The following is a 26,042-nucleotide window of genomic DNA, read 5'->3' on the forward strand; positions in this document are numbered from 1 at the left end:
CGTGCGGACCGTCCTGAAGTGGTTCGCGCTGGTCGTCGCCGTGCTCGCCGTCCCCGCCGTGGGCGCGACCGTCTCCGCGCTGTCGGCGTTCGACGCCCTCTACTCCCCCGGCCCGGACCGGCCGCTGCCCGCCGCCGCCCCACCGGCGCACGACCCGGCCAAGCCGACCGCGGTGGTCGTCGTCGGCGACCGCGGGGCCGTCGTCTCCGACACCTTGGCGCCGTACGAGATCCTCGCCGCGACCGGCCGGTTCAACGTCTACACCGCCGCGCCGAAGCGCGAGCCGAAGCCGCTGACCGGCGGCCTCGACCTCGTCCCCGACCTGAGCTTCGCCGACCTCGCCGCGCGGCTCGGGGCGAAGGCGCCGGACCTGGTCGTCGTCCCGGCGCTGCCGGACGTCGGCGAGCCGAGCACCGAACCCGTGACGCAGTGGCTGCGCGCGCAGGCCGCCCACGGCGCGAAGCTGCTGAGCGTCTGCAACGGCAGCGGCGTCCTCGCCTCCGCCGGCCTGCTCGACGGCCGGCCCGCGACCGCGCACTGGTTGAAGCTCGAGGCTTTCTCGAGTGACTACCCGGCCGTGCACTGGGTGCGGGGGCAGCGGTTCGTCGACGACGGCGACGTCGTCACCACGGCCGGGATCCTCTCCGGCGTCGACGGGACGCTGCACTGGGTCGAGCGGCTCGCCGGCCGCGACGTGGCTTCCGACGCCGCCCAAGCGATCGGCTGGTCGCGGTACGGCACCACGGTCCCGGTGCACGCGCCGGAATCGCTGCCGGACGCGGCGGCGATCGTCAACGCCGCTTTCCGCTGGCACCCGGACGACATCGGCGTCCTGCTCGCGAACGGCGTCGGTGAGATCGAACTGGCGTCGGTGTTCGACACCGAAGGGCAGTCGCTGTCCTCGCGCACGCTCGCCGTGAGCGCGGACGGCGCCCCGATCCGGTCGCGGCACGGCCTGACGTTCGTGCCGCGGGCGGCACTGGCCGACGCGGACCTCGACCGGCTGATCGTGCCCGGGGCGACGCGCGGGGTCACCGGCGGCCCGGCCCCGGAGTACGTCCACGACCGGCCCGGCTTCGCCTACGACACGGCGGTGAGCGCGCTCTCGCGCCGCACGGACGTCGCGACCGCGCGGTGGACGGCGAAGGTCCTGGAGCTGCCCACCGACGGCGTCGGCTTCGAAGGCCGGGCGTGGCCGTGGTGGCCGACGGCGGTACCGGTCGCCCTGCTCCTGCTGGGCGCGGCCGCCATCGTCGTCGTGCGCCGGGTCGTCCTGCCGAAGTGGCGTAAAACGATTTAGGCGATCAGCGATCGTCGAAGCGGTTCGCCTTCCCTGCGTCCCGGTGGAGTATTGCCATCGCGTGAGTTCGTGATTACAGTCACGTATCACGCTGCTTTGAAACGTTTAAATCTCGCCGCCCCATCCCCGCCGCAAGGGAGCCCGCATGCTGCCCTCGAAGCTTTGGCGCGCGACCACCACGACGCTCGCCGCGCTCCTGGTCCTGTCCACCGCCTCGGTGCCCCCGGCGGGCGCCGCGCCTCCCGTGGACCTGGCCGGTGCGCACTGGATCTGGTACCCGGAAGGCGATCCGGCGAGTTCCGCGCCGGCCGCGACCCGGTACTTCCGCGCCACCTTCACCGCCCCCGCCGGCGCGGTCAGCGACGCCCGGTTCGTCGTCACCGGCGACGACACCGCCGACGTCTGGCTCAACGGCAAGCCCCTCGCTTCCTCGGCCCGCACCGCGGACTCGTGGCGGTCGGCGCTGTCGGTCGACCTCGCGCCCGCGCTGACCCCCGGCGGCAACACGCTCGCCGTCGCCGTCCGCAACTCCGGCGGTGCCGCCGGCCTGCTCGGCCGGCTGCGCGTGACGACCGCGTCGGGCACCGCAGACCTCACCACCGGCGCCGGCTGGAAGAGCGCGACGACCGCGCCGGACGGCTGGGAACAGCCCGGGTTCGCGGACGGGGCCTGGGCCGCGGCCAAGGACCTCGGCGCCTACGGCACCGGTCCGTGGGGCACCCGCGTGGGCACCCCGAGCCCGTCGGAGCAAACTCCGCTCTCGGTCGCGAGCGCGACCGTCGGGCAGCGCGTGAACCCGATCGGCGTCGACCAGCCGCGGTTCGGCTGGAAGCTCGCGTCTTCGGCGCCGCAGCAACGACAATCCGCGTACGAGATCCTGGTGTCGGCCGGCGGCAAGGACGTCTGGGACAGCGGCCGCGTCACCTCGGCGCGGCAGGCCGACGTCGCCTACGGCGGTCCCGCGCTCGGCTCGCTGACCGCGTACACCTGGAAGGTCCGTGTCTGGGACGGCCAAGGCCGGATGAGCGGCTGGAGCCCGGTGCAGCGCTTCGAAACGGCGTTGCGCGACCCGGCCGCCGAATGGACCGGCGCCTTCCTCGGCCGCGCCGCAGCCGGCCCGGACCTCGCCGGCGCGAACTGGGTCTGGTACCCGGAAGGCGACCCGATCGGCGGCGTGCCACCGGCCACCCGGTACTTCCGCACGACCGTCGACCTGGCCGCGGCGCCCGCGAAGGCGACGCTGGTCGTCACCGGGGACGACACCGCGACCGTCTGGGTCAACGGCACCCAGGTCAGCGATTCGCCGCGGGTCACCGACTCCTGGAAGACCGCCGCCGTCCTCGACGTCGGCGCCCTGCTGACCACGGGCGCGAACACGATCGCGATCAGCACCGAGAACACGACCCAGAGCCCGGCCGGGATGATCGCGAAGCTGACCGTCCCGAATGGACCGGCCGTGGTGACCGACGGGTCGTGGAAGGCGAGCCAGACCGGCCCGAACGGCTGGCAGCAGCGCGGGTTCGACGACAGCTCCTGGCCCGCGGCGCGGGCATTGACCGCGTACGGCACCGGGCCGTGGGGTGCGAACGTCGCCGTCAGCGCCCCCGCTCCCCTGCTGCGCAAGAGCTTCACGGTCTCGAAGCCGGTCGCGAGCGCGCGGCTGCTCACCACCGCGCTGGGCCTCCAGGAGACCCACCTCAACGGCGCCAAGGTCGGCGCCGAGGTCCTCGCCCCCGGCTGGACCGACTACGCGAAACGCCTGCAGTACCGCGTTTCCGACGTCACCAAGCAGATCCGCACCGGCGAGAACGTCCTCGGGGCGATGGTCGGCAACGGCTGGTACTCCGGCAGCATCGGCATCGCCGGCAGCCAGAAGTACGGCACCGAGCCGTGGTACTCGGCGCAGCTGAAGCTGACGTTCACGGACGGCACGAGCACGACGGTCGCGACCGACGGCACCTGGAAAGCCGGCGACGGCCCGATCCGCGCCGACGACCTCTACCAGGGCGAAACCTACGACGCGCGGCTGGCCACCGGCTGGGACCGGCCCGGCTTCGACGACCGCGGCTGGGCGGCGCCCCGCGTCAAGCCCGGCGCCAAGCCGAACCTGGTGTCCCAAGTGGACAACGGCGTGACCGTGCAGCAGGAGTTCAAGCCCGTTGCGTGGACCCAGCCGAAGCCGGGGGTCTGGGTGGCCGACCTGGGCCAGAACTTCAGCGGCTGGAACCGGCTGGCCGTGACCGGCCCGGCCGGCACCACGGTCACCGTGCGCCACGCCGAGGTGCTCAACCCGGACGGCACGATCTACACGACCAACCTGCGCGCGGCGCAGGCGACCGACCGCTTCACCTTGGCGGGCACCGGCGGCGTCGAGACGTACGAGCCGCGCTTCACGGTGCACGGCTACCGGTACGTCGAGCTGACCGGCCTGCCCTCGGCGCCGACGGCCGGAACGCTGACCGGGCGGGCGATGTGGACGTCCGGCGCGCAGACCGGCACGTTCACTTCGTCGAACGCGCTGGTGAACCAGCTGCAGCACAACATCCTCTGGGGTGAGCGCTCGAACATGCTGTCGGTGCCGAGCGACTGCCCGCAGCGCGACGAGCGGCTCGGCTGGACCGGGGACATCGGGATCTTCGCCGGGACGTCGACGTTCAACCTCGACGTCGCGAACTTCCTCGGCAAGTTCAGCGACGATCTGGTCGACGCGCAGCACGACGACGGGTCGTTCACCGACGTCGCGCCGGGCGTGCTGAGCGGCTCGGGCACGGCGGGCTGGGGCGACGCGGGCGTCATCGTGCCCTACACCCTGTGGCAGCGCTACGGCGACACCGGCGTGATCGACGAGCACTTCGCCGCGATGGTGAAGTGGGTGGAGTACCTGCGCTCGACGTCGGGTGCCGACCTGATCCGCGACCACCAGACCTACGGGGACTGGCTGAACGTCAACGACAACACCGCGCAGGACCTGATCTCGACGGCGTTCTTCGCGTGGTCGTCCCGGCTGGTGTCGCGGATGGCCGCGGCCACCGGGCGGAGTTCGGAAGCGGCGGAGTACGGGACGCTCGCCGACCGGATCGGGACGGCGTTCACCAACCGGTTCACGCAGGCGGACGGCACGGTCGGGGCGAACACCCAGACCGGGTACGTGCTGGCGCTGGCGTTCGGGCTGCTGCCGGCCGACCGCGTGCAGCCCGCGGCGGACAAGCTGGCCGCGCGCGTGGCGGCGGCCGGCGGGCACCTGAGCGTCGGGTTCCTCGGCGTCGAGAACCTGCTGCCGGTGCTGGCCGCGCACGGCCACGCCGACGTCGCGTACCAGGTGCTGCTGCAGCCCGGTTTCCCCGGCTGGGGCTACATGATCGGTCACGGCGCGACGACGATCTGGGAGCGCTGGGACGGGATCAGGCCGGACGGCTCGTTCAACGACCCGGGCATGAACTCGTTCAACCACTACGGCCTCGGCTCGGTGGGCGACTTCCTGTACCGCTCGATCGGCGGGCTTTCGCCGGCCTCGCCGGGGTACGCGTCGCTGCTGGTGGCGCCGCGGCCGGGCGGCGGGCTGACGTCGGCGAAGTCGGCGTACGAGACGCCGTACGGGTCCGCGGTCAGCGACTGGTCGATTTCGGGCGGGAAGGTGACGCTGCGCGTGACGGTCCCGGCCGGCTCGTCGGCGACGGTCAAGGTGCCCACGTCCCAACCGGGTTCGGTGGCCGCGCCGCCGGAAGCGGTCCCGTCCTCGGCCGGGTCGTACTTCGTGCCCGCCGGTTCGTACATGTTCACCGCCCCGGCATGAGGACCGGCCGGGTGGGACGGCGCCCGTCCCACCCGGCCGGTCACGACTGGTCCGCCGCCGGCAAGTACTCCCGCAGGGGCTCCGGGACACTCCGCGCGAACTTCGCGTCGGTCAGCTCGACGCCTCCGGCGAAGCTCGCTTCGGTGAACCACGTTTCCCCGGCGAACTCCGCCATGTCGAACCGGGCGGCCGCGGCGAACGCCGCACCGCCGAAGCTGGCCTCACCGGCGACGCTCAGTCCCGCGAACCACGCTTCCCCCAGGAACGAGGCCCAGCCGAACAGCGCCTCACCGGCGAATTCGGCCCGGGTGAACCAGGCGTCGCCGACGAACCGGGCATCGGTGAAGACGCCGTTGCGGATCCGGCATTCGCTGAGGACGAAATCGATCAGGGTGGCACCGGCGAGATCGAGGTCGACGTCGGCCCAGAAGGTGCCGGCCTGCTCGCCGGCCCTCAGGTGTCTCGTCAGGACGCGCTGCGCGGAGAGGCGGACTTGGCGTTCACCGCGGGCGTCGTCCTCGAGTTCCGGGCGGGACTCGTCCGGCAGCCGGAACGGGGCCCGCAGGTAGGCACAGACGACGTCGACGACGTTCTGCCGCCGGCTCGGGTCGGCCTGGGCCATCCGTTCGAGGGCGTAGAGACCTCCGTGCCGGACCGCGGCCGTGCCCGAGCCCAGCTGCTCGACGGCCCTGAGGTAGAGATCGGCCGACCGCCGTTCACGCGTGTCGAACTCGCTCTGGGCGAAGGCGCGCTTCGCCAGCTGGTGCGCCTCGTGCTTCCGGAGCAGATCCAGCTCGGTCGAGCGTTGCCGGCGAGCCGCGAGCCACAGTGCGATCGCGCCCCCGAACCCCACGCCCAGAACCGCGGCCGTGCGGATCGCGTCCAGCCGGTCGCCGGTCGCTCCGCTGCGCACCAGTAGCCAGGCGGCCGCGGCCGCGAGCAGGACGACCGCCGGCACGCCGGCGGCGATCACCCACTGCGGGATCGGGCCGACCGGAGGATGCCGTTCCCCGTTATCAGTTCCACTCACCCCGGGGTAGTCGGACAAACCGGCCTTTTCGCTACGGCCGTGGACGAGCGGCTACGGAACGTTCCGGCGCACGCCGAATTCGAGGTGGAAGTTGTCCAGGGTGGCCGGCAGCGGGCGGTCCGGGGCCAGTACCGGGCCGGTCTTCTGCTCGAAACCGTGCTCACGCACCAGGTTCGCCAGCAGCGTGCTCGTGCAGAACTGGACCAGGTCACGGCCCGGGCAGATCGCCGGGCCCGCACTGAACGGCACCAGCGCCGGGTTCGCCTCCGCGCGGCCGTCCAGCCAGATCTCCGGCTCGAAGCGGTCGGCGTACGGCAGCTCCGCGTCGCGGTGGAAGAACGGGGTGAAGATCACGACCGTCGTGCCCGCCGGGCCCCACGCCGTCTCTTCCGTCGTTTCGCGCAGGATCATCGGCGTCGTCGGCCACAGGCGGACCGCTTCCAGCACGCACGCGCGCAGGTAGCCCAGCTGCTGCGGCTCGGCCGGGTCGGCGTCCGGCAGCTCCGCACGGGCGCGCTCGAGCGCCGCCGGGTGGGTGGCCAGCAGGGCCAGGGTCCGGAACGTCACCATGCCCGCCGCGTCGAAGGCGAACAGCCAATGCGCGACCTGGTCCGTCGCGGTGCCGTCGTCCCCGGCCGAAGCGATCGCCGCCGCCAGGCTGCCGGGTTCGGCGCGGCCGAGGTGCTCGGCCAGCCGGGCGTGGAAGCGCTCACGCAGCTGCTTGCGCCGCGGGTGCAGGTACGCCCAGTTCGCGTCCAGCCGGAGCCGCTCCAGCAGGTCGGTGAGCGTTTCGTCATCGCGGGCGCCCCGGCCGAGGACGACCGTGCGCACGAGCCGCCACCAGGCGACGTCGAAGGCGTCCCAGGTCAGCTCGGTCTCACCGAGCAGGACGGCGGCTTCGTCGGCGATCGCGCGGGCGAACGGCGCCGCGAGCTCGTGCAGCGGACGGCCCGGCTCGAGCACGGCCTCGGTGAACCGGCGCCGCGGACGGCGGTCGGCGGCGTCGGAGATCAGCACCCCGTGCGGCTGGAAGTGGCCCAGCGCGGCCCGCTTTTCCACTGTGGACGGACTGAACGGCGTCGGCGCGCCGGCCAGCAGCGTGCCGACGTCCTCGGCGGACAGGGCCAGCTCCACCGACCGGCCGGGAACGCGCAGCTTCAGCGGGCGCCCGTCGTACCGGTCGCGCAGCCGCGTGAGCAGCTTGACGGCCGGGCGGTCGACCTGCAGCTTGCCGGCCAGGCCCATCGCCGCCGGCCGGCGTTTGATCACGCCGCCCGCGAGCGTGGGCAACGCCACTTCGGCCGCGACGCGCAGGGTATCGGCGACCGAGGCAGTCACCGGCCGGGTCAGGTGGGTGGACGTCATACCGCCCGTTTACCCGGGTGGACCGACCGGAAACGCGATCAGTGACGCAGGGCGAGGTTCAGCACGTCACCCGCGTGGTCGAGGCAGTCGACGCAGATCACCGCGTCCCGCGCCGCGCAGTCGACCCGCAGCAGCGGGCGCCGCAGGCCGAGGAACGTCCGCCGCTCCCGGCGGCCGCAGAACTGGCACACCGCGGCCTGCGGCGACGTCACCGCGGCCAGCACGTCCCCGCCCGGGGTTTCGCGGTCCGCGCCGTCGCGCACCACCTTCAGCCCGGCGCGCACGCACTCGACGCAGATCGGCCCGGCCTTGCCGGGGACGCGCGGGCCGCGCACCGAGCCGCAGAACCGGCAGGGCCGTCCGGCCCCGTTCGCCGCCGTCACACCGCCTCCTCACCGGTTTCGCTGCCCGCGCACCGGGAACCCCGGGCACGACGTCACCTCCCGGCCACGCTACGCGCATCCGGCCGCGCGGGGGCATCGGCGGAACCGGCTCACGCTCGGCCGGATCCCGCGCGCACGGACCTCCCGCCCGGGCGGCACCACGGCACGAGCGGGCTGGAGGAACGTTGTCGTCGTTGACCGTGCTGTTCGGGGTGGCCGGGCTGCTCGCCCTCGCCGCGGCGATCGTGCCGAAGCTCGTCGCGGACCGGCCGTTCTCGGTGCCGCTGGTGATGCTGCTCGCCGGGATCGTCCTGGGCCTGCTCCCGCTGCCCGCGCCCTACGGCAACGGCTGGAGTGACCCCGCGGCCCACCTGCACGGCGTCGAATCCTTCACCCAGCTGGGTATTCTCGTCGCCCTCGCCGGCGCGGGCCTGTCCGTGGACCGGAAGTTCGGCCTGAAACGCTGGGGTTCGACGTGGCGGCTGCTCGGCCTGACCATGCCGCTGTCGATCCTGGCGATCGCCGCGCTCGGGTACTGGTGGCTCGCGCTGGCACCCGGCGTGGCCCTGCTGCTGGCCGCGGCGCTGGCGCCGACCGACCCGGTGCTGGCGGGCGACATCGGCGTGCCGCACCCGGACGTCGAGCCGGAACTGGCCCGGGACAACGAAATCCGGTTCACGCTGACCACCGAGGCGGGGTTCAACGACGGGCTGGCCATGCCGTTCGTCCTGCTCGGGCTGGCGATGGCGGGCAGCAGGCCGAACCTGGCCATCTCGTGGGTGCTCGTCGACCTGCTGCTGCCGGTCGTGACCGGCGTGCTGGTCGGCCTGGTCGCCGGCCGCGGGCTCGGCTGGGCGATCTTCCACACGTCGTCGGACCGGCTGCGGCTCGCCGAGTACGGCGACGGCCTGGTCCTGCTGGCGCTCGCCTTCCTGCCGTACGCCCTCTCGGAACTGGCCCACGGCAACGGGTTCGTCGCCGTGTTCACCGCCGCGGTCGTGGTCCGCAAGCAGGAGCGGGAGCACGACTACCACGGCGTCCTGCACGCGTTCGGCCACCAGCTGGAACGGCTCTTCGTCCCGCTCGCCCTGCTCGGGCTCGGCCTCGCGATCGGCGACGGGCTGCTGGCCGGCCTCCGTCCCCTGGAAGTCGTCATCGCCGTGGTCGCGGTGCTGGTGGTGCGGCCCGTGGTCGGCTGGCTCTCCCTGCTCGGGTCCTCGGCCGGCCGGCCGGCGTCGCTGGCCATCGCGTTCTTCGGCGTCCGCGGCATCGGCACGCTCTTCTACCTCGCCTACGCGCTCGACCGGCTGCCGATCGCGCAGCAGGGTGTCCTGTGGCGGGTCGGCGCGCTCGCCGTGGCCGTGTCGGTGCTGGTCCACGGCATCCTGGCGGAGCCCGCCATCCAGCGGATCGAGCGGATGGGCGGTCACCTGCCCGCCCACTGAGCCCGGTTGGCGAACCCGGCCGCGGGGTACTCCGCCGGGCGTGCGGGTGACATCCGAGGTGCTGCCGTGGTGGCTCGGCCTGACCGGCCTGTGGGTCCTCACGCTGTCGACGCCGTCGTGGCCGGAGCTCGTGGCCGCGGCCGTGGCGGCGGTGCCGTGCGCGTTCGCGGCCCGCGCCGCGCGCCGGGCCGTCGGCGGGGCGTGGCGGCCCCGGGCGGGCTGGCTGCGGTGGCTGCTCGCGATCCCGGGCACGGCGGTCCGCGAATCCGGCCGTGTCCTGGTCGAGGTCGTGCGGCACCCGCGCGCGGGCCGGTTCGACACGCTCGAGCTGCCGGACGAGCCCGACGCGGTCCACGAAGCCAGAGCGGCCTGCGCGGCCGCCGTCGTCGGCTGCACCCCGGGGACGATGGTCGTCGCCACTCCCCCGCACGACCGCGAACTGGTCGTCCACCGGCTGCTCGGGGGCGGCTCCCGTGTGCTGGACGAGGTGCGCCGGTGACCGGCTGGCTGGTCGCCGCCGTGCTGCTCATGGCGGGCGGCCTCGGCCCGGCGCTGTGGCTGGCCGCGCGCGGGGACGCCATCGGACGGCTCGCCGGCCTCCAGCTCGCCGGCCCGGTCACCGTGCTCACGCTGCTCCTGCTCGTCCAGGCCTACGGCCCGTCGAGCGCGGTGATCCTGCCGCTGGTGCTGACCGTGCTGGCCTTCGCGGGCACGCTGCTGTTCATCCGGCTGCTGGGGACGACGGAATGACGGTCGTCGCGCAGGTTCTCGTCTTCGCCGGGGTCGCCGTCGTCGTGGTCTGCGCGCTGGCGATGCTGCGGGCCCAGACGCTGCTCAACCGGCTGCACCTGCTCGCCCCGGTGACGACGCTGGGCGCGCCGCTCGTCGGCGGCGGCCTGGCGCTGGCCACGGGGTGGAACCTCGGGTCGGGCGCCATCCTGCTCACCGTCGTGCTGCTCGCCGTGACCGGCCCGGTCCTGCAGTCCGCCGCGGGGCGCGTCGAAGCGCAGCGGAGGGGCGAGATCGACGAGGACCTGCCGTCGTGACGACGGTCGTGCTGCTCGTCGTCCTCGCGTTCGTCGCCGTCGCGGGGTTCGCGGTGGTGGCCACCCCCGACCCGCGGCGGCAGGCGATCACGCTGTCGCTGTTCAGCCTGTGCCTGACGCTCCTGTTCGTGGTGCTCCAGGCGCCGGACGTCGCGCTTTCGGAGCTGGCCGTCGGGTCGGCCGTGGTGCCGCTGCTCGTGCTGCTCACCATCCGGAAGGTGGGCGGGCGATGACAGTGCGGACCCGGACGTGGCTGTCCGCGGCCGGCGCGCTCGGCGTCGCCGTCCTGCTCGTGACGGCGTTCCTGCGGATGCCCGGGTTCGGCGGTGACCTGCACGTCTACCGCGACCTCGCGCTGCCCGCCGCCCTCGCGCGGGCGACGCCGAACCTCGTGTCGTCGATCAACTTCGACCTGCGGGCGCTGGACACCCTGGGCGAAGAGACCATCGTCGCCGCCGCGGTCGTCGGCACGCTCTCGCTGTTGCAACCGTCCGAAGAGGAACGGCAGCGGATCGAACCGCAGCGCGGGTACGTCATGCCGGTGGTCAAGGTCGCCGGCTACCTCCTGCTGCCGGTGACCCTGCTGCTCGGCCTCGACGTCGTGGCGCACGGCCACCTCACCCCCGGCGGCGGCTTCCAGGGCGGGGTGGTGCTCGCCACCGGCTGGCACCTGCTCTACATCTCCGGCAGCTATCCGGCGCTCGCGCGGCTGCGCCCGATCGACTGGTGTGAGTACGCCGAAGCGGCGGCGACCGGCCTGTACGTCGTCACCGGGCTCGCCGGCCTGGTCGCCGGCGGCGCGTTCCTCGCCAACGTCCTGCCGGAGGGCGAGTTCGGCTCGCTGCTGTCGGCGGGCACGGTGCCGGTGCTGAGCGTCCTGGTCGGGATCGAGGTGGCGGCCGGGCTCGTCGTGCTGCTGGCCCAGTTCCTCGGCCAGGGCCTGATCCGGGAGGAGGACGCGTGATCGGGATGGCCTGCTACGGCGTGGCCGGGTGGCTGCTGCTGATCGGCGCGGTCGGCATCGTGCGCAGCCGGCACCTCGTGCACACCGTCGTCTCCCTGTCGGTGGCACAGGCCGGGACGTACGTGCTGCTGCTCGGGATCGGCTACCAGGACCAGGCCGGCGCGCCGATCGTCGTCCAGGACCAGCGCCAGCCGGTGGTCGACCCGATGGTGCAGGCAATGACGCTGACCGACATCGTCGTGTCGGCGACGATCACCGCGCTGCTGCTCGGCCTGACCATCCAGATCTCGAAGCGCCACGGGACGGTCGATCCCGACGAGCTGCGCGCCCTGCGCGGCTGAGCCGATGTCCGCGCTCCCGTCCCTCATCGTCGCGCTTCCGCTGCTGGCCGCATGCCTGCTGCTGGGCCTGGGCAGGATGCTGCCGCGGGTGGTGGCCGACGGGTTCGCGACCGCGGCGGCGCTGACCGCCACGGTGCTCACGGCCGTGCTGCTCGCCGCCGTGCAGCACGGCCGGGTGGTGGTCTGGCTGGGCGGGCACCACCCGGACGGCGCCCGCTCGCTGGGCATCGTCCTGGCCGCCGACGGGCTCAACACGACACTGGCGCTGCTGGCGTCGTTCCTGACGACGTGCGCGCTGGTCTACAGCTGGCGTTACTTCGAGGCGGTCGAAGCCCGCTACCACGCGATGATGCTGCTGTTCCTCACCGGCATGCTCGGCTTCCTGCTCACCGGGGACCTGTTCACCCTGTTCGTGTTCTTCGAGCTGATGAGCGGCGTCGCCTACGCGCTGACCGGGTACCGCGTCGAAGAGGCCGACTCCGTCCAGGGCGCGCTGAACTTCGGCGTGGTGAACTCCCTCGGCGCGTACTTCACGCTGATGGGCATCGGCCTGCTGTACGCGCGCGGCGGGCAGCTGGGCTTGGCGCAGCTCGGCGTCGCCCTCGACGGCAAGCCCGCGGACGCGCTGGTGCTCGCCGCGTTCGTGCTCGTCTGCACCGGCCTGCTGGTCAAGGCGGCCGCGGTGCCGTTCCACTTCTGGCTCGCCGACGCGCACGCGGTCGCGCCGACCCCGGTCTGCGTGCTCTTCTCCGGCGTCATGGTCGAGCTGGGTGCCTACGGCGTGCTGCGGGTGCGGCGGACGGTGTTCGGCGGCGTGCTCGACGACGGCGCGTTCGCCCGGGTGCTGCTGGTGCTCGGGATCGCGAGCGCGGTGCTCGGGGCCGTCCTGTGCTTCACCCAGCGGCACCTGAAACGGCTGCTGGCGTACTCGACGATCGCGCACACCGGGTTGTTCCTCTGTGGACTGGCCGCCGCCGACGGCGCGGCGAGCACCGGCTTCCTGCTGGCGGTGGCCGGGCACGCGGGTGCCAAGGCGGCGCTGTTCCTGCTCGTCGGGGTGCTGAAGGACCGCTACGGCAGCGTCGACGAGGACGAGCTCTTCGGCAAGTGCGGGCATTCCCGGCTCGAAGGCGGGCTGTTCCTGCTGGCGGGCCTGGTGCTGGCCGGGCTGCCGCCGTTCGGCGTCGCGTTCGGCAAGGACGTCGCCGAGCACGCGCTCGAGCAGACCGGCTACGGCTGGCTGGTGGCGGTGTTCGTCGGCGTCACCGCGGTGACGGCGGGCGCGGTGCTGCGGGCGGGCCTGGGTGTCTACTTCGGACGCGGCCGGCCCCCGCGCCGCGACGACGGCGACCGCACCCCGGGCACCGACGAGGAACCCGAGACGGGCCGGCGCATCGAGCGCACGCCGGTGACGATGATCGCCGCGATCGTGACGGCGCTGGTCGCCGCGCTCGCCGTCCCGTGGCTGCGCGACGTCGCCGTCACGGCCGGGCGGCAGGAGGCGGACCGCGAGGGGTTCCTGCACGACGTCCTGCCCGCGGTCGGCTCGCCGGGGTCGCTGCCGCCGGTGACGGCCGACTGGACGTCGTCCGGCCTGCTGTTCGGCGGCGGCACGGTTCTGCTGGCGCTCGGCATCGCCGCGGCGGCCCTCTGGCCCCACCGGCTGCCGTCCTGGCCGCGGCCGGTCCGGACGGCGCTCGACGCGCTGCACCGGGGGCATTCCGGCCACGTCGGGGACTACGTCGCGTGGCTGCTGGTGGGCGTGACCGCCCTCACCGCGCTCGTTTGGCTTTGATGTGTATGCCGCCGCGCACTGGGTAACCCGGAGTCAAGGCCCTTTTGGCGACTGGCCGATCCGGAAATGTCGCCGCGACGGAAGGTGCACCCCGATGAACGACAAGTTCGAGAACAAGGGCGAAGAGCTCAAGGGCCGGGCGAAGGAAGCCGTCGGCGACGCCACGGGCAACGAGCAGTGGCAGGCCGAGGGCAAGGCCGACCAGGCCAAGGGTTCGCTCAAGCAGGCCGGCGAGAAGATCAAGGACGCCGTCAAGGGCGTCAAGGACAAGGACTGACCTTCTGGTCCTGCTGCCGCACCCCGGTTCGCCGGGGTGCGGCAGTTCTCGTTTCAGCGGCTTTCCGACCGGCGCTCGAGCCGCTCGCGCTGCGGTATCACGACGTACTTCGGGTCCTTTGTGGACGCCACGCCCGCCGCGTAGACGCCGAACCGTGTGCACAGCCCCGAAGCCAGGTAGGCCGCGCCCGCCGCGACGCCGGCGGCCCGGTACCGGCTCGCCAGCAACGAAAGTCCGGCCCCGGCCGCCGTCAGCGCCTTCGCCGCCTTGAGCAGCTTGCCCGCGCGGCCCGTCCGGTACGGCTCCGACACCAGCCCCAGGCCGGTCTCCAGATGGTGCTCGGCCACCAGTTCCGCCACCGCTCCCGCGAGCCCCGCGCGGACCGCCGGGCCGACTTCGGCCGCGGGTGCCGCCAGCAGGGCCGCGCCCGCGCCGCTCGTCACCGCGCTGCCTGCGAACAGCACCGGGAGCGTCCCGTGGGCTTCGTGCCACGACGGCGTCGCCGTGTCCGCCAGCAGCACCGCCGTGTACGTGCACATCGCCGGCCCCAGCACGGCCGCGCCTGCTCCGGCCAGCTTGCCGATCAGCGGCAGCTTCCCCGTCACCTCGGACGCCGCCGCCACCGCGGCCAGCCCGGAGAACGGCGAGAGGATCCACGACCCCACCGAAAGCGGCGACGTCGGCTTCAGCACCCGCAGCATGTGCAGGAACCGCGTCGGCTGGCCCAGGTCGTGGATCAGCGCCACGACGCTCGCGAGGGACCCGCCGGACGCCACGATCCTGCCGACGCGGGCGAGGCCCGGCCGCCCGGTGCCGTCGGCCAGCGCCGCCATCGTCGCCGACGCGCCCGCCGCGCCGCCCAGGAACAGGTACAGCGGCACGTCCGGCTGCTTCCACGCCGGTTCCTTGAGGATCGGCCGGCCGTAGTAGGACTTGAACTCCGCGGGCTCGACCATCGCCCGTTCGCGGCGCGGGCTCACCGGCGCCGCCCCAGGAACGACATCGCCAGCGTCGCAGCCACCCCGGCCGCCGTCACCGCGGCCCGCTTCCACATCGCGGGCAGGTCCCGGGTCGTGACGACCGGGTCCGGCGGCAGCCCGTACACCTCGGGTTCGTCCAGCAGCAGGAAGAACGCGCCGTCGCCGCCGACGCCGTCGTCCGGGTCGCGCCCGTAGAGCCGCGCCTCCGGCACCCCGGAGCCGTGCAAGTCGCGCACCCGCTCGTCGGCACGTTCGCGCAGCTCGTCCAGCTCGCCGAACTGGATCGAGTCGGTCGGGCACGCCTTGGCGCAGGCCGGTTCCATGCCCGCGCCGAGGCGGTCGTAGCAGAGGGTGCACTTGAACGCGCGGCCGTCCGACTCGCGCTTTTCGATGACGCCGTACGGGCACGCCGGGACGCAGTAACCGCAGCCGTTGCAGATGTCCTGCTGCACGACGACCGTGCCGAACTCGGTGCGGAACAACGAGCCGGTCGGGCAGACGTCGAGGCAGGCCGCGTGCGTGCAGTGCTTGCAGACGTCGCTCGACATCAGCCAGCGCACGCCTGGCTCGTCCTGGGCCGGCGCGCCGACGTCCGGCATGCCCAGGTCCACTGTGGACTCTTTGGGTTGCTCGACGAACGCGACGTGCCGCCAGGTGTTCGAGCCCAGCGCGCCGGTGTTGTCGTAGGACGTGCCCAGCAGGTCCAGCTCGCCGCGGTCGGGGACGCCGTTCCACTCCTTGCACGCCACTTCGCAGGCCTTGCAGCCGATGCACACCGACGTGTCGGTGAAGAACCCCATCCGGGGTTGGGTGCCGTACTCAGCCATCGGCTCGCCTCCGGTACTCCTCGACCATGGCCGGCAGCGCGGCGCCGCGCGGGCGGCGGCCCGGCCGGATGTCACAGGTGGCCGCCTTCGACTCCTGGATGTGCACATTCGGGTCCATCACGATCGACAGCAGGTCGTTCGCCGCGTCGCCGCGGGAGAGGCCGTTCGGTCCCCAGTGGTACGGCAGGCCGACCTGATGGATGGTCCGGCCGCGGACCTTCAGCGGCTTCACGCGCTCGGTCACGAGCACGCGGGCCTCGATCGCCGTCCGCGCCGAGACGATCGTCGCCCAGCCGCCGTTCTCCAGGCCGCGTTCGGCCGCCAGCGCCGGCGAGACCTCGCAGAAGAACTCCGGCTGCAGCTCCGAGAGGTAGGGCAGCGTCCGGCTCATCCCGCCCGCCGTGTGGTGCTCGGTGAGCCGGTAGGTGGTGAACACGTACGGGTAGACCGAGCTGCGCGCCGGGTTGTACGGGTTCGCCGGGCTTTCGAGGGTCTGGCGCGTCGGCGATTCCTGCTGCCCGTAAAGCGCGTTCTCGACCGGGCTCTCGAACGGCTCGTAGTGCGCGGGCAGCGGGCCGTCGGCCAGGCCGGCCGGGACGTAGAGCCACGCCTTCCCGTCGGTCTGCATGATGAACGGGTCGCGCCCGCCCAGCGCGTCCTGCGCCTTGGCCCCCTCGGGTGGCACGTGGTCCGGCGCCTTGGTGGGCTCGAAGTCCGGGACGTCCGGGCCGACCCACTTGCCCTGCTCGGCGTCCCAGCTGAGCAGCTTCTTCCGTTCGCTCCACGGCTTGCCGTCCGGGTCGGCCGACGCGCGGTTGTAGAGGATCCGCCGGTTCGCCGGCCACGCCCACGCCCAGCCCTTGGCGACCCAGTCCTGCTCGCTGCCCGGCTGCCGGTTCGCGGCCTGGTTCTTCCCGTCGGCGCGGACGCCGCAGTAGATCCAGCAGCCGCACGCGGTCGAGCCGTCGTCCTTCAGCTGCGTGTACGCCGAGAGCGGGCCGTCCGGGCCGTGACCGTTGATCTCGGCGAGCACGGACTCGGCGCTCGGGTCGTCCGTCGGTCCTTCGACCGGGTAGCTCCAGGTGAGGTCTCGGATCGGTGCGTCGCGCGGGTCGTCGCCGATCCGTTCCCGGATGATCCGGCCCAGGTGGTAGTAGAACCACAGGTCGCTGCGGGCGTCGCCGGGCGGTTCGACGGCCTTGTGGTGCCACTGCAGCAGGCGCTGGGTGTTGGTGAAGCTGCCGTCCTTCTCGGTGTGCGCGGCGGCGGGCAGGAAGAAGACCTCGGTGCCGATCTCGTCCGGCTTCAGCTCGCCGGTCTCGACCTCGGGGCCGTCCTTCCAGAACGTCGCGCTCTCGATCAGCTGCAGGTCGCGGACGACGAGCCAGTCGAGGTTGGCCAGGCCGAGCCGCTGGAACTTGCCGTTGGCCGAGCCGACCGCCGGGTTCTCCCCGACCAGGAAGTAGCCCTTGCACTCCCCTTCGATCTGCTTCTGCACGGTCGCGTACGTGCCGTGGTCGCCGGTCAGGCGCGGCAGGTAGTCGAAGCGGAAGTCGTTGTGCGGCTGGGCCGAATCGCCCCAGTAGGACTTCAGCAAGCTGACGGCGTAGGAGCGCATGTTGCCCCAGAACCCGGTCTTGCCGGCGTCCGCCGCGACGAAGTCGTCGAGGCTCTCGTGCTGGTGCGCGTGCGGCATCGGGATGTAGCCGGGCAGCAGGTTGAACAGCGTCGGGATGTCGGTGGAGCCCTGGATGCTGGCGTGGCCGCGCAGCGCGAGGATGCCGCCGCCGGGGCGGCCGATGTTGCCGAGCAGGGTCTGCAGGATCGACGCCGTGCGGATGTACTGCGCGCCGACGGTGTGGTGCGTCCAGCCGACCGAGTACACCCACGCCGTCGTCCGGTCTCGGCCGGAGTTCGCGGTGACCGCCTCGGCGATCTCCCGGAACTGCTCGACGGGCAGGCCGCAGACGTCGGCGACCATCTCGGGCGTGTAGCGGGCGAAGTGGCGCTTGAGCACCTGGTAGACGCAGCGCGGGTGCTGCAGCGTCTCGTCGGTCTTCGGCTTGGCGCCCACGGCCGCACCGCCGCTGCCGTAGGTGTCGGCGCGGGCCGTGCTCTGGTGGCCTTCGCCGCCGTGGTGGTGCTCCGAGCCGGGTTCGCCGGGCTGCCCGGGGTCGGCGGACCCGGTCGCGGGCACGGTCGGCGCGCCTTCGTACGCCCACGTCGTCATGTCGTACTGGCGGCGCTCGGGGTCGTAACCGGAGAAGACGCCGTCGAGGTCCTCGGTGTCCTCGAAGTCCTCACGCAGGATGGCGGCCGCGTTCGTGTAGGCGAGGACGTACTCCCGGAAGTCCTTTTCGTTGCTCAGGACGTGGTTGATCAGGCCGCCGAGGAACGCGATGTCCGTACCGGCGCGCAACGCCGCGTGGACGTGCGAGACCGCGCTGGTGCGGGTGAACCGCGGGTCGACGTGGATGATCTTCGCGCCGCGGGCCTTCGCCTCCATCACCCACTGGAACCCGACCGGGTGGCACTCGGCCATGTTCGAGCCCTGGATGACGATGCAGTCGGCGTTGGCGAGGTCCTGCTGGAACGTCGTGGCGCCCCCACGACCGAAGGAGGTCCCCAGACCGGGAACCGTGGCGGAGTGTCAAATACGCGCCTGGTTCTCGATCTGGATCGCGCCGAGCGCGGTGTAGAGCTTCTTCATCAGGTAGTTCTCTTCGTTGTCCAGCGTCGCGCCGCCCAGGCTGGCGAAGCCGAGCGTGCGGTTGAGCCTGCGACCCTGGTCGTCGGCGTCCTGCCACGTCTCGGCGCGGGTCTCGAGGACCCGGTCGGCGATCATGTCCATCGCCTTGTCGAGGGGCAGGCGCTCCCAGTCGGTGCCGTACGGGCGGCGGTAGAGGACCTCGGTGACGCGGCTCGGGCTGGTCACGAGCTGCTTGCTGGCCGAGCCCTTCGGGCAGAGGCGGCCGCGCGAGATGGGCGAGTCGGGATCGCCTTCGATCTGCGTGACGCGGCCGTCCTTGACGTACACCTTCTGGCCGCAGCCGACGGCGCAGAACGGGCAGACGGACTTGACCACTTTGTCGGCGTCTTCGGTGCGGGCGTGCCATTTTTCCGAACCGTCCGATTTGGCCGCCGCGGCGCGCGCGGTCCGGTCGGGACCGGTCAGCTGCCGGTACACCGGCCAGCCTTCGAGCCACCGACGCACACCCATACCTGGCACGGTAGTAGCGATACCCGCGGTTCGCAGTTCCAACCACGCTTGTGGCGGCCCTTCGGATGACGTGAATGACTCATTCATGTCGTCAGGCGACATGAATGAGTCATTCACGTCATTTCGGCGCCCCGGGCTCAGCTCGTGCGGCGGGTTCCGTCGCCGAGGGGTTCGGTCAGGCCCGCCGCGTCGAGGCGTTCGAGAAGCGGGATCATCACCCGCCGGGTGCTGTCCAACGCGCGCCGGGCCTCGGAAACCGTGAACGGCTGGGGCAGCCCCCTCAGTTCGGCCACCGCGCGCTCCTCGGCGTCCGGGCCGAGCACCACGCTGTCGGTGACCGCCGTCAGCCGGCCGAGGCGGACCGCCGCCGCCAGCTCGCGGCGGCCCAGGCCGAGCGCGCGCAGCTCGTCCGCTTCCGGCGCGCGGAACGGGTGTTCGGCGAGCCGTTTCGCCACCGTTTCCAGGGCCTTCTCGACGGCCGGGGCCAGGCCCGCACCGGGCCTGCGCACGAGCCCGCCGGCGACCTCGAACCCCGTGCCCGCCAACAGCGGCGCGACCAGCTCCGGCGCGGGCAGCCCGAGCCGCTGCCGCAGTGCTTCCACCGGCATCCCCGCCGCCAGGGCGTCCCAGCCCCGGACGATCGCGGCCGCCTCGGCGCGCAGCCCGGCGACGCGCGCCGGGTCGGCGAACCAGTCCCCCATCTTCTCGCCCGTCTCCGGCAGGCCCATCGCGGCGAAGTCCGGCGCCGGCACGAAACCGTTCCGGCGCAGGTAGGTCCCGGCCAGGTCCGGGTCGGCCAGCTCCTCGCCGCGGGCCCGGGCCGCGCCGCGGCGGGCCAAGGACGGCGGCCGGACGTCGAGGACGTCGAACCCGGCGGCGATCCGGTGCTCACCGGGGTCGCGCAGCAGCCCGCGGTCGCCGACGCGCAGCGGCAGCGCGGACGCCGTCGTGAGCCGCGCGGTGTCCGTCCCGAGTGGACGGACGCGGACCGGGACCGCCACCGTGCCGAAGTGCAGCACCAGGTTCCGGTGGACCTCCGCGCCGCGCAGCCGTACGTCGAACTCCGCCGTCGCGTGCCACCGGCCCGGCGTGAGCAGGACGTCGCCGCGCCGGACGTCGGTCCGCGCGGTGCCCCGCAGGTTCACCGCCACGCGAGCCACCGCCGTCACCCGGTCGTGGGATTTCCCGAGCGCCTGCAGGCCGCGGACCTTCACCCGCGCGTCTCCGAGGAGCAGCTCGTCGCCGACCGCGATCGTCCCCGCCGCGAGGGTGCCGGTGACGACCGTGCCGGCCCCCGGAACGGTGAACGCGCGGTCGATCCACAGCCGGACGTCGGCGTCCGGATCGGGCGCCGGCAACCCGTCGGCCAGGGCCCCGATCGCCGCACGCAGCTCGGCGAAACCCGCGCCCGACTTCCCGCTGACGGCGACGCTCGGGACCGCGCCCAGCGACGTCGCCGCGATTTCGCTCAGCGCCGCCGCGGTCGCCGCGGCCGGGTCGGCCCGGTCGGCCTTCGTGACGACGAGCAGGCCGCGCCGGACGCCGAACGCGTCGAGCGCGGCCAGGTGCTCGGCCGACTGCGGCATCCAGCCCTCGTCGGCCGCGACGACGAACAGCACCGCCGGCGCGGGCCCGGCGCCCGCGAGCATGTTCGGCACGAACCGTTCGTGGCCCGGGACGTCGACGAACGCGACGTCCTCGTCGCCGATCCGCGTCCAGGCGAAGCCGAGGTCGATCGTGAGCCCGCGGCGGCGTTCCTCGGCCCACCGGTCCGGCTCCATCCCGGTCAGCCGGCGCACCAGCGTCGACTTGCCGTGGTCGACGTGCCCGGCGGTGACGATCACCCGCATCGGCGGACGGCTTCCCGGAGTTTCGCGTCCTCTTCCGGCCGCACGGTCCGCAGGTCGAGCAGGCACCGGTCCCGTTCGACGCGGCCGGCGACCGCGGGCTCGCCGGTCCGCAGCGCGGCGGCGAACCGGGCGGGCAGGCTCACCGCGACGCTGGGCAGCTCGACGCCCGGCGCTCCCCCGCCGCCGACGGCCGCGACGGACGGGACCACCCGGGCGTCGATGCCGTCCCAGGCCCGGACCAGGAGTTCCGCTCGCTGCCGGAGGCCGTCGACGGACACGTCGAGCGCTTCCCGCACCGGGGCTTTCGGGCCGCGCAGCGTCGCTTCGAGGGCGGCGAGGGTGAGCTTGTCGACGCGCAGGGCCCGCGCGGCGGGGTGCCGCCGAAGCCGTTCGACGACGTCGGCGTCGCCGAACAGGAGGCCGGCCTGCGGGCCGCCGAGGAGCTTGTCGCCGCTGGCCGTGACGACCGTGGCGCCCGCGCGCAGGGCGCTCGCGGCGTCCGGCTCGTCGGGCAGGAGCGGGTGCGGGGCCAGCAGGCCGGACCCGATGTCGGCGACGACGGGCACGCCGAGCCCGGCCAGCTCGCCGAGCGCCGCCTCCGACGTGAAGCCGGTGACCCGGTAGTTCGACGGGTGCACTTTCAGCACGAACCCGGTGTCCGGGCCGATCGCCTCGGCGTAGTCGCGCACGGAAGTCCGGTTCGTCGTGCCCACTTCGCGCAGCCGCGCGCCGGTCGAGGCCAGGAGGTCGGGGATGCGGAAGCCGTCCCCGATCTCGACCAGCTCGCCCCGGCTGACGACGATCTCACGGCCCGGGGCCAGCGCGAGCGCGCAGAGCAGCAGGGCGGCCGCGTTGTTGTTGACGACGTGCACCGCGCCGGCGTCCGGGACGGCGGTGGCGAGCGCCGCGAGGGCACCCAACCCGCGCCGGGCGCGCTCGCCGGTCGCCAGGTCGAACTCGACGTCGGTGGCGCCGCCGGCCGCCACCAGCGCGTCCAGCGCGGCCGCGGACAGCGGGGCCCGGCCGAGGTTGGTGTGCACGACGACGCCGGTCGCGTTGACCACCGGCCGCAGCGACGCCGCGCTCGCCGGGAGCCGCGCGAGCACGACGTCGACGACGTCACCCGGGGCGATCTCGCCGTTCCGGGCGGCCGTCTGGACTTCGGTGACCACTGCTTTGACCAGGTCGCGCCCGAGCGTCCCGGCCGCCTTCGCGACGCGGGGCTCGGCCAGCACCGCGTCGGTCCGCGGGATCGCGCGGCGGGGGTCAGGCATGGCGGAGGCGGACGGGAATCGAACCCGCCAGCGGCAGGACCTGCCGCTCAACGGTTTTGAAGACCGTGCCGGTCACCAGGCCGGATACGCCTCCCTGCACCATGGCGACCATCCTGCCAACTCCGCGCCCGGCGGGCAGGATGAACCGGTGGAGTACCGGCTGACGCAGTACGCGCACGGGGGCGGCTGTGCGTGCAAGATCCCGCCCGGCGAGCTGGAAGCGGCCGTCCGCGGCCTGACCGGGAGTTCCCCCGCCGACCCCGCCGGCGAGCTGCTCGTCGGCCTCGACACCGGCGACGACGCGGCCGCGGTCCGGATCTCCGGGTCGACCGCGCTGATCGCGACCACGGACTTCTTCACCCCGGTCGTCGACGACGCCTACGACTGGGGGCGGATCGCCGCGGCCAACGCGCTGTCCGACGTCTACGCCATGGGCGGCACGCCGGTGGTCGCGGTCAACCTGCTCGGCTGGCCGCGGGAGACGCTGCCGTTCGAGCTCGCGGGCGAGGTGCTGCGCGGCGGGCTCGACGTCTGCGGCAAGGCCGGCTGCCACCTGGCCGGCGGGCACAGCATCGACGACCCGGAGCCGAAGTACGGCCTCGCCGTCACCGGCGTCGCAGATCCTTCGCGGCTGCTGCGCAACGACGCCGGGCGCGCGGGCGTGCCGCTGACGCTGACCAAACCGCTCGGGGTCGGCGTACTGAACTCGCGGCACAAGGCGACCGGCGAACGGTTCGCGCAGGCGATCGACGCCATGACGACGGTGAACGACGCCGCGGCCCGGGCCGCCCTCGCCGCCGGGGCCGTCTGCGCCACCGACGTCACCGGCTTCGGGCTGCTCGGTCACCTGCACAAGCTGGCGCGAGCGAGCGGGGTGACGGCCCGGCTCGACCCGGCCGCGGTGCCCTACCTCGACGGGGCGCGCGAGGCCCTGCGCGACGGGTACGTCAGCGGCGGCACGCGCCGCAATCTCGACTGGGTGCGCCCGCACGTGGACGTCTCGCGGATTTCCCCGGACGAGGCGCTGCTGCTGGCGGACGCGCAGACGTCCGGCGGGCTGCTGGTCGCCGGGGAGCTGCCGGGGCACCCGGTGATCGGGGAACTCGTGGCGCGCGGGGACCACACGATCGTCGTGGGCTGAGTTTTCGGGCCGGCCGGGGCGGGTACGCGGGGATCATGCCTGCACCGGACCGTTCCAGCCTCGAACAGCACCTGGCCGAGACCGACTACCCGTGCGGCCGCGACGAGCTCCTGCGGCGCGCGGCCGCGGCCGGCGGCGGCGACTCCGTGCTCGGCTCGCTCGGCGGCCTGACCGAAGGCGACCAGTACGAGAACTTCGACGCCGTGTGGGAGGCCGTGTCGGCCAAGCACATCGGCGGAGCACCCTAGGCGAGCCGCTCCACGGCGTCGCGGGCTTCCTTGAGGTCCGCGCCGGTGTTTTCGCGGTACACCTTGATCGCCTGGATCTTCTTGCCTGCGCGCAGCAGCGCGGTGACCTCGGCGAGCCCCGGTTCTTCGACGGTCACGCCCAGCTGGGCGACGATGGCGTCCAGCTTCCGTTCCATCCGGTCGAGCCGGCGGCCGAGCCTGCGTTCGGTGTTCGAGGCCCCGAGCCCGACCACCGTGATGAGCAGGACGATCCCGAGCAGCAGCATCCCGTAGTCCATGGCGGGTCATGCTACGTGCGCGAAACTGTCGGTGCCCGCGGTTAAGGTGGCCGGCATGACGACTTTGCCGGATCGCCCGAACACCGCCCTCCTCGTGGTCGACGTCCAGAACGGCGTGATGAAGGAGGCCCACGACCGCGCGGCGGTCCTCGCCAACCTCGTCGCGCTGGTGGAGAAGGCGCGCGCTGCGGGGACTCCGGTCGTGTGGGTGCAGCACACGAGTGACGAGCTGCCGCGAGGGAGTTCGGAGTGGGAGTACGTGCCCGAGCTGGTGCGGAGTGAAGGGGAAGCTCTGGTGCACAAGGAGTACGGGGACTCCTTCGAGGACACGGATCTGGAGCCGGTGCTGTCCTCGTTGGGTGTCGGGCGGCTGGTGGTCGCCGGGGCACAGACGGATGCCTGTATCCGGTCGACCTTGCACGGGGCGTTCACCCGAGGCTATGACGCCACTTTGGTGGCGGACGCGCACACCACGGAGGATCTGTCGGCGTACGGCGCTCCCGAGCCGGGGGCCGTTGTCGCGCACACCAACTTGTACTGGCAGTTCCAGACCGCTCCGGGGCGGACCGCCGGAACCGTCAAGACCGCTGAGGTGGACTTCGGGGTGACTGCTTCGGCTTGAGGTCGACTGGGCCGGCGAAGGAAGGCGGGGGTGAGTCGGCGAGGTGAACCAAACGCGGCGGAGTCACTCACCCGCACCCTCATACCGGGCCGCGATCGCCGCAGCTCTGGCGCGCAACTTCTTCCGCAACACCTCCGGCCCGAGCGCCTCCACCTCCGCACCCAGCTGCCACAGCGCCCACTCCGCGTGGCGCAGGTCCTGGAACGTCACCTCCAGCCGCAGCCACTCGGCGGCGTCTTCCCCCTCTGCCGCCCGTACCGCGACCGCCATGCCCAGCAGTTCCTCCCGCCGCCGCGGGCTCACCTTCACCCGCACCGCGATGTTGCCGTCCGCCAAGAAGCGCGCACAGCGTTCTCGCCACGCCCGGTCCAGGTCGACCTCGCCGGGGCGCTCGGCCGGCTCCCCCAGTTCCGAAGCCGCCAGCACGCGCGACAACCGGTACGTCCGGTCCGCGCCCGCTCTCGTCGCCAGGAGATAACCCCGGTCGCGGACCGTCACCAAGCCGATCGGGTCCACCGTGCGCCACTTCGGTCGCTCCCCCGCCGCCGCGTAGTGGATGCGCAGCTTGCGGCCGGCCGAGACCGCGCGGCGGATCTCGGCCATCGTCGGCTCGGGGACCTCGGCCGGAGCCACTCGACGGGAAAGCAAGTCCGTCTCCGGTGACACCAGGAACCGGCTCGCCGCGGCGCGCGTGGTTGCCCGGCGGGCTTCGGGCAGCGCGTCGACCACCTTGCGGCGGGCCGAGGCCAGCGCCGATCCCAGGCCGAAGCCCAGTCCGGTGGACAGCAGCGCCAACGCCTCGTCGTGGTTCAGGCCCGTCAGTTCGGTCCGGAATCCTGGCAGCAACGCGAAGCCGCCGTGGCGGCCGCGTTCCGCGTACACCGGGACGCCCGCCGAAGACAGCGCTTCGATGTCTCGCAGCACCGTGCGCGTCGACACCTCCAGCTCGCCCGCCAGAGATTCCGCCGTCAGCCGGCCGCGTTGCCGCAGCAACAGCACCAGCGACACCAGCCGGTCGGCACGCATGCCGACAACCTAGCGAAACACGACAGCAGATGTCGTGTTTTGCCGAGAGGCTCGATGTCTCGAAAGGAGCTGATGTGAACGCAGAACGCACGGCGGTCAACCCGTGGCCGTGGTCGGGGGAACTGGGGTTCAACCAGGGCGAGCTCGTCTCCGGGCAGACCCGGACCCTGTACTGCTCCGGGCAGACCGCGACGAACGCCGACGGCAAGCCCGAGCACGACGGTGACCTGGCCGCCCAGCTGGCACTGAGCCTCGACAACCTGGAGGCCGTCCTCGGCGAGGCCGGCATGTCGCTGGCGAACCTCGTCCGGCTGAACGTCTACACCACCGACGTCGACGGGCTCTTCCCGCACTACGGCGTGCTGGCCGCCCGGCTCGCCGCCGCCGGAGTGGCACCGGCGACGACGATGCTCGGCGTGACGCGGCTGGCCATCCCCGGCCAGCTGGTCGAACTGGAGGGAACGGCCGTCGCGTAGGACGTTCGGCTTCGGGCGGTCGTTACGCCGGCCGCTCGAAGCCGTACGCGCGCTCCACTTTGGCCACCTCGATGTGGTAGTCCGCGTACCACTGCTCGCGCCCGCGTCGCTGCGCTTCCAGGTGCTCCGGGTGGCGCTGCCAGCGGGAGATCGACTCGGCGTCGCGGTAGTACAGGACGGTCAGCTCGCGACCGTCGGCGCCGGTCCGCGACTCGCGCCCGAGGTATCCCGGCTGGACGCGGCCGAGCTCGCCCATCCGCGAGTCCATTTCCGCGTAGCCGCCGAGGTTCCCGGCGTCGAGCTTGCTGCTGATGATCACCGCGTAGTACGGCGGCTCGGGTCTGGTGAAGGGCACCGGCGG

At 73.1% G+C, this 26,042-nt stretch carries 26 protein-coding genes and 1 tRNA gene; 15 read left to right on the top strand and 12 right to left on the bottom strand.

Translation table 11 applies throughout. The annotated features are described in order from the left end of the window. Position 1 precedes the first annotated feature (1 nt). Entirely contained in the window at positions 2 to 1,300 is a 1,299-nt protein-coding gene (locus ACERZO_RS15700) for a DJ-1/PfpI family protein (protein WP_372665366.1), read from the top strand. Between the two features lie 145 nt (positions 1,301 to 1,445). Next, positions 1,446 to 5,093 carry a family 78 glycoside hydrolase catalytic domain gene (locus ACERZO_RS15705; protein WP_372665367.1) on the top strand — a complete coding sequence of 1,216 codons (3,648 nt, stop codon included), beginning with the start codon at positions 1,446 to 1,448 and terminating at the stop codon, positions 5,091 to 5,093. Positions 5,094 to 5,133: 40 nt separating this feature from the next. On the opposite strand, the gene ACERZO_RS15710 is transcribed toward ACERZO_RS15705, so the two are convergent. The 3 genes from ACERZO_RS15710 to ACERZO_RS15720 all read right to left on the bottom strand — a co-directional run bounded on the left by ACERZO_RS15710 (position 5,134) and on the right by ACERZO_RS15720 (position 7,871). Further along, on the bottom strand, positions 5,134 to 6,066 hold the full coding sequence (locus tag ACERZO_RS15710) for a pentapeptide repeat-containing protein (protein WP_372665368.1): 933 nt from the start codon (positions 6,064 to 6,066) through the stop codon (positions 5,134 to 5,136). Between the two features lie 108 nt (positions 6,067 to 6,174). Continuing rightward, the gene (locus ACERZO_RS15715) at positions 6,175 to 7,488 is read right to left on the bottom strand and encodes a cytochrome P450 (RefSeq protein WP_372665369.1); all 1,314 of its coding nucleotides are present in this window, start codon (positions 7,486 to 7,488) and stop codon (positions 6,175 to 6,177) included. Positions 7,489 to 7,526: 38 nt separating this feature from the next. Further along, on the bottom strand, positions 7,527 to 7,871 hold the full coding sequence (locus ACERZO_RS15720; protein ID WP_372665370.1) for a hypothetical protein: 345 nt from the start codon (positions 7,869 to 7,871) through the stop codon (positions 7,527 to 7,529). Positions 7,872 to 8,056: 185 nt separating this feature from the next. Between ACERZO_RS15720 and ACERZO_RS15725 the strand changes: the two genes are divergently transcribed. The 9 genes from ACERZO_RS15725 (at position 8,057) to ACERZO_RS15765 (ending at position 13,739) form a co-directional block, all read left to right on the top strand. Beyond that, on the top strand, positions 8,057 to 9,316 hold the full coding sequence (locus tag ACERZO_RS15725; RefSeq protein WP_372665371.1) for a cation:proton antiporter domain-containing protein: 1,260 nt from the start codon (positions 8,057 to 8,059) through the stop codon (positions 9,314 to 9,316). A gap of 40 nt (positions 9,317 to 9,356) precedes the next feature. Further along, positions 9,357 to 9,815 carry a Na+/H+ antiporter subunit E gene (locus ACERZO_RS15730; RefSeq protein WP_372665372.1) on the top strand — a complete coding sequence of 153 codons (459 nt, stop codon included), beginning with the start codon at positions 9,357 to 9,359 and terminating at the stop codon, positions 9,813 to 9,815. After that, positions 9,812 to 10,066: a hypothetical protein gene (locus ACERZO_RS15735; protein ID WP_086675478.1), complete on the top strand. Its 255-nt coding sequence runs from the start codon at positions 9,812 to 9,814 to the stop codon at positions 10,064 to 10,066. The genes ACERZO_RS15730 and ACERZO_RS15735 overlap by 4 nt, the downstream gene beginning before the upstream one ends. Continuing rightward, positions 10,063 to 10,362 carry a monovalent cation/H(+) antiporter subunit G gene (locus ACERZO_RS15740; protein WP_372665373.1) on the top strand — a complete coding sequence of 100 codons (300 nt, stop codon included), beginning with the start codon at positions 10,063 to 10,065 and terminating at the stop codon, positions 10,360 to 10,362. The genes ACERZO_RS15735 and ACERZO_RS15740 overlap by 4 nt, the downstream gene beginning before the upstream one ends. Continuing rightward, a complete protein-coding gene (locus ACERZO_RS15745) occupies positions 10,359 to 10,595 on the top strand; it encodes a Na(+)/H(+) antiporter subunit B (RefSeq protein WP_372665374.1) in 237 nt (78 codons plus the stop codon). Before ACERZO_RS15740 ends, ACERZO_RS15745 begins: the two co-directional genes overlap by 4 nt. Further along, entirely contained in the window at positions 10,592 to 11,326 is a 735-nt protein-coding gene (locus ACERZO_RS15750; protein ID WP_372665375.1) for an MnhB domain-containing protein, read from the top strand. Before ACERZO_RS15745 ends, ACERZO_RS15750 begins: the two co-directional genes overlap by 4 nt. A 5-nt stretch (positions 11,327 to 11,331) precedes the next feature. Further along, the gene (locus ACERZO_RS15755) at positions 11,332 to 11,667 is read left to right on the top strand and encodes a cation:proton antiporter subunit C (protein ID WP_372665578.1); all 336 of its coding nucleotides are present in this window, start codon (positions 11,332 to 11,334) and stop codon (positions 11,665 to 11,667) included. Between the two features lie 4 nt (positions 11,668 to 11,671). Next, a complete protein-coding gene (locus ACERZO_RS15760) occupies positions 11,672 to 13,462 on the top strand; it encodes a complex I subunit 5 family protein (protein WP_372665376.1) in 1,791 nt (596 codons plus the stop codon). A gap of 94 nt (positions 13,463 to 13,556) precedes the next feature. After that, on the top strand, positions 13,557 to 13,739 hold the full coding sequence (locus ACERZO_RS15765) for a CsbD family protein (RefSeq protein ID WP_086675473.1): 183 nt from the start codon (positions 13,557 to 13,559) through the stop codon (positions 13,737 to 13,739). Between the two features lie 53 nt (positions 13,740 to 13,792). Here ACERZO_RS15765 and nrfD read toward each other — a convergent pair whose 3' ends face one another. From nrfD to ACERZO_RS15795, 6 genes are all read right to left on the bottom strand, one after another. Then, entirely contained in the window at positions 13,793 to 14,719 is a 927-nt protein-coding gene (gene nrfD, locus ACERZO_RS15770; protein WP_372665377.1) for an NrfD/PsrC family molybdoenzyme membrane anchor subunit, read from the bottom strand. Beyond that, positions 14,716 to 15,546, bottom strand: a complete 831-nt coding sequence (locus ACERZO_RS15775; RefSeq protein WP_372665378.1) for a 4Fe-4S dicluster domain-containing protein — start codon at positions 15,544 to 15,546, stop codon at positions 14,716 to 14,718. The genes nrfD and ACERZO_RS15775 overlap by 4 nt, the downstream gene beginning before the upstream one ends. Continuing rightward, positions 15,539 to 18,766 (bottom strand): formate dehydrogenase, encoded by a 3,228-nt coding sequence (gene fdh, locus ACERZO_RS15780; protein WP_372665379.1) that lies wholly within the window; start codon positions 18,764 to 18,766, stop codon positions 15,539 to 15,541. Before fdh ends, ACERZO_RS15775 begins: the two co-directional genes overlap by 8 nt. A 137-nt stretch (positions 18,767 to 18,903) precedes the next feature. Then, the gene (gene selB / locus ACERZO_RS15785; protein ID WP_372665380.1) at positions 18,904 to 20,616 is read right to left on the bottom strand and encodes a selenocysteine-specific translation elongation factor; all 1,713 of its coding nucleotides are present in this window, start codon (positions 20,614 to 20,616) and stop codon (positions 18,904 to 18,906) included. Next, positions 20,607 to 21,890, bottom strand: a complete 1,284-nt coding sequence (gene selA / locus ACERZO_RS15790; protein WP_372665381.1) for an L-seryl-tRNA(Sec) selenium transferase — start codon at positions 21,888 to 21,890, stop codon at positions 20,607 to 20,609. The genes selB and selA overlap by 10 nt, the downstream gene beginning before the upstream one ends. After that, positions 21,890 to 21,984: transfer RNA gene (locus ACERZO_RS15795), tRNA-Sec, on the bottom strand. The genes selA and ACERZO_RS15795 overlap by 1 nt, the downstream gene beginning before the upstream one ends. Before the next feature lie 54 nt (positions 21,985 to 22,038). Between ACERZO_RS15795 and selD the strand changes: the two genes are divergently transcribed. Together selD and ACERZO_RS15805 are read left to right on the top strand one after the other, a co-directional pair. Then, the gene (selD, locus tag ACERZO_RS15800) at positions 22,039 to 23,031 is read left to right on the top strand and encodes a selenide, water dikinase SelD (protein WP_372665382.1); all 993 of its coding nucleotides are present in this window, start codon (positions 22,039 to 22,041) and stop codon (positions 23,029 to 23,031) included. A 35-nt stretch (positions 23,032 to 23,066) separates the two neighbouring features. Next, a complete protein-coding gene (locus ACERZO_RS15805) occupies positions 23,067 to 23,279 on the top strand; it encodes a DUF2795 domain-containing protein (RefSeq protein ID WP_372665383.1) in 213 nt (70 codons plus the stop codon). Here the strand turns inward: ACERZO_RS15805 and ACERZO_RS15810 are convergent. Continuing rightward, positions 23,276 to 23,557 carry a hypothetical protein gene (locus tag ACERZO_RS15810; RefSeq protein ID WP_372665384.1) on the bottom strand — a complete coding sequence of 94 codons (282 nt, stop codon included), beginning with the start codon at positions 23,555 to 23,557 and terminating at the stop codon, positions 23,276 to 23,278. The genes ACERZO_RS15805 and ACERZO_RS15810 overlap by 4 nt on opposite strands. A 55-nt stretch (positions 23,558 to 23,612) precedes the next feature. Here ACERZO_RS15810 and ACERZO_RS15815 point away from each other — a divergent pair, with 55 nt between their 5' ends. After that, positions 23,613 to 24,179, top strand: a complete 567-nt coding sequence (locus ACERZO_RS15815; protein WP_372665385.1) for an isochorismatase family protein — start codon at positions 23,613 to 23,615, stop codon at positions 24,177 to 24,179. A 63-nt stretch (positions 24,180 to 24,242) separates the two neighbouring features. On the opposite strand, the gene ACERZO_RS15820 is transcribed toward ACERZO_RS15815, so the two are convergent. Next, complete coding sequence (locus ACERZO_RS15820; RefSeq protein WP_372665386.1) at positions 24,243 to 25,205, bottom strand: helix-turn-helix transcriptional regulator; 963 nt, start codon at positions 25,203 to 25,205, stop codon at positions 24,243 to 24,245. A gap of 29 nt (positions 25,206 to 25,234) precedes the next feature. On the opposite strand from ACERZO_RS15820, the gene ACERZO_RS15825 reads away from it, so the two are divergent. Then, positions 25,235 to 25,681 (top strand): RidA family protein, encoded by a 447-nt coding sequence (locus ACERZO_RS15825; RefSeq protein ID WP_372665387.1) that lies wholly within the window; start codon positions 25,235 to 25,237, stop codon positions 25,679 to 25,681. Positions 25,682 to 25,703: 22 nt separating this feature from the next. Here ACERZO_RS15825 and ACERZO_RS15830 read toward each other — a convergent pair whose 3' ends face one another. Next, a complete protein-coding gene (locus tag ACERZO_RS15830) occupies positions 25,704 to 26,036 on the bottom strand; it encodes an antibiotic biosynthesis monooxygenase family protein (RefSeq protein WP_372665388.1) in 333 nt (110 codons plus the stop codon). Positions 26,037 to 26,042: the final 6 nt, after the last annotated feature.

This window comes from Amycolatopsis kentuckyensis (assembly GCF_041679295.1).
GTDB lineage: Bacteria > Actinomycetota > Actinomycetes > Mycobacteriales > Pseudonocardiaceae > Amycolatopsis > Amycolatopsis kentuckyensis_A.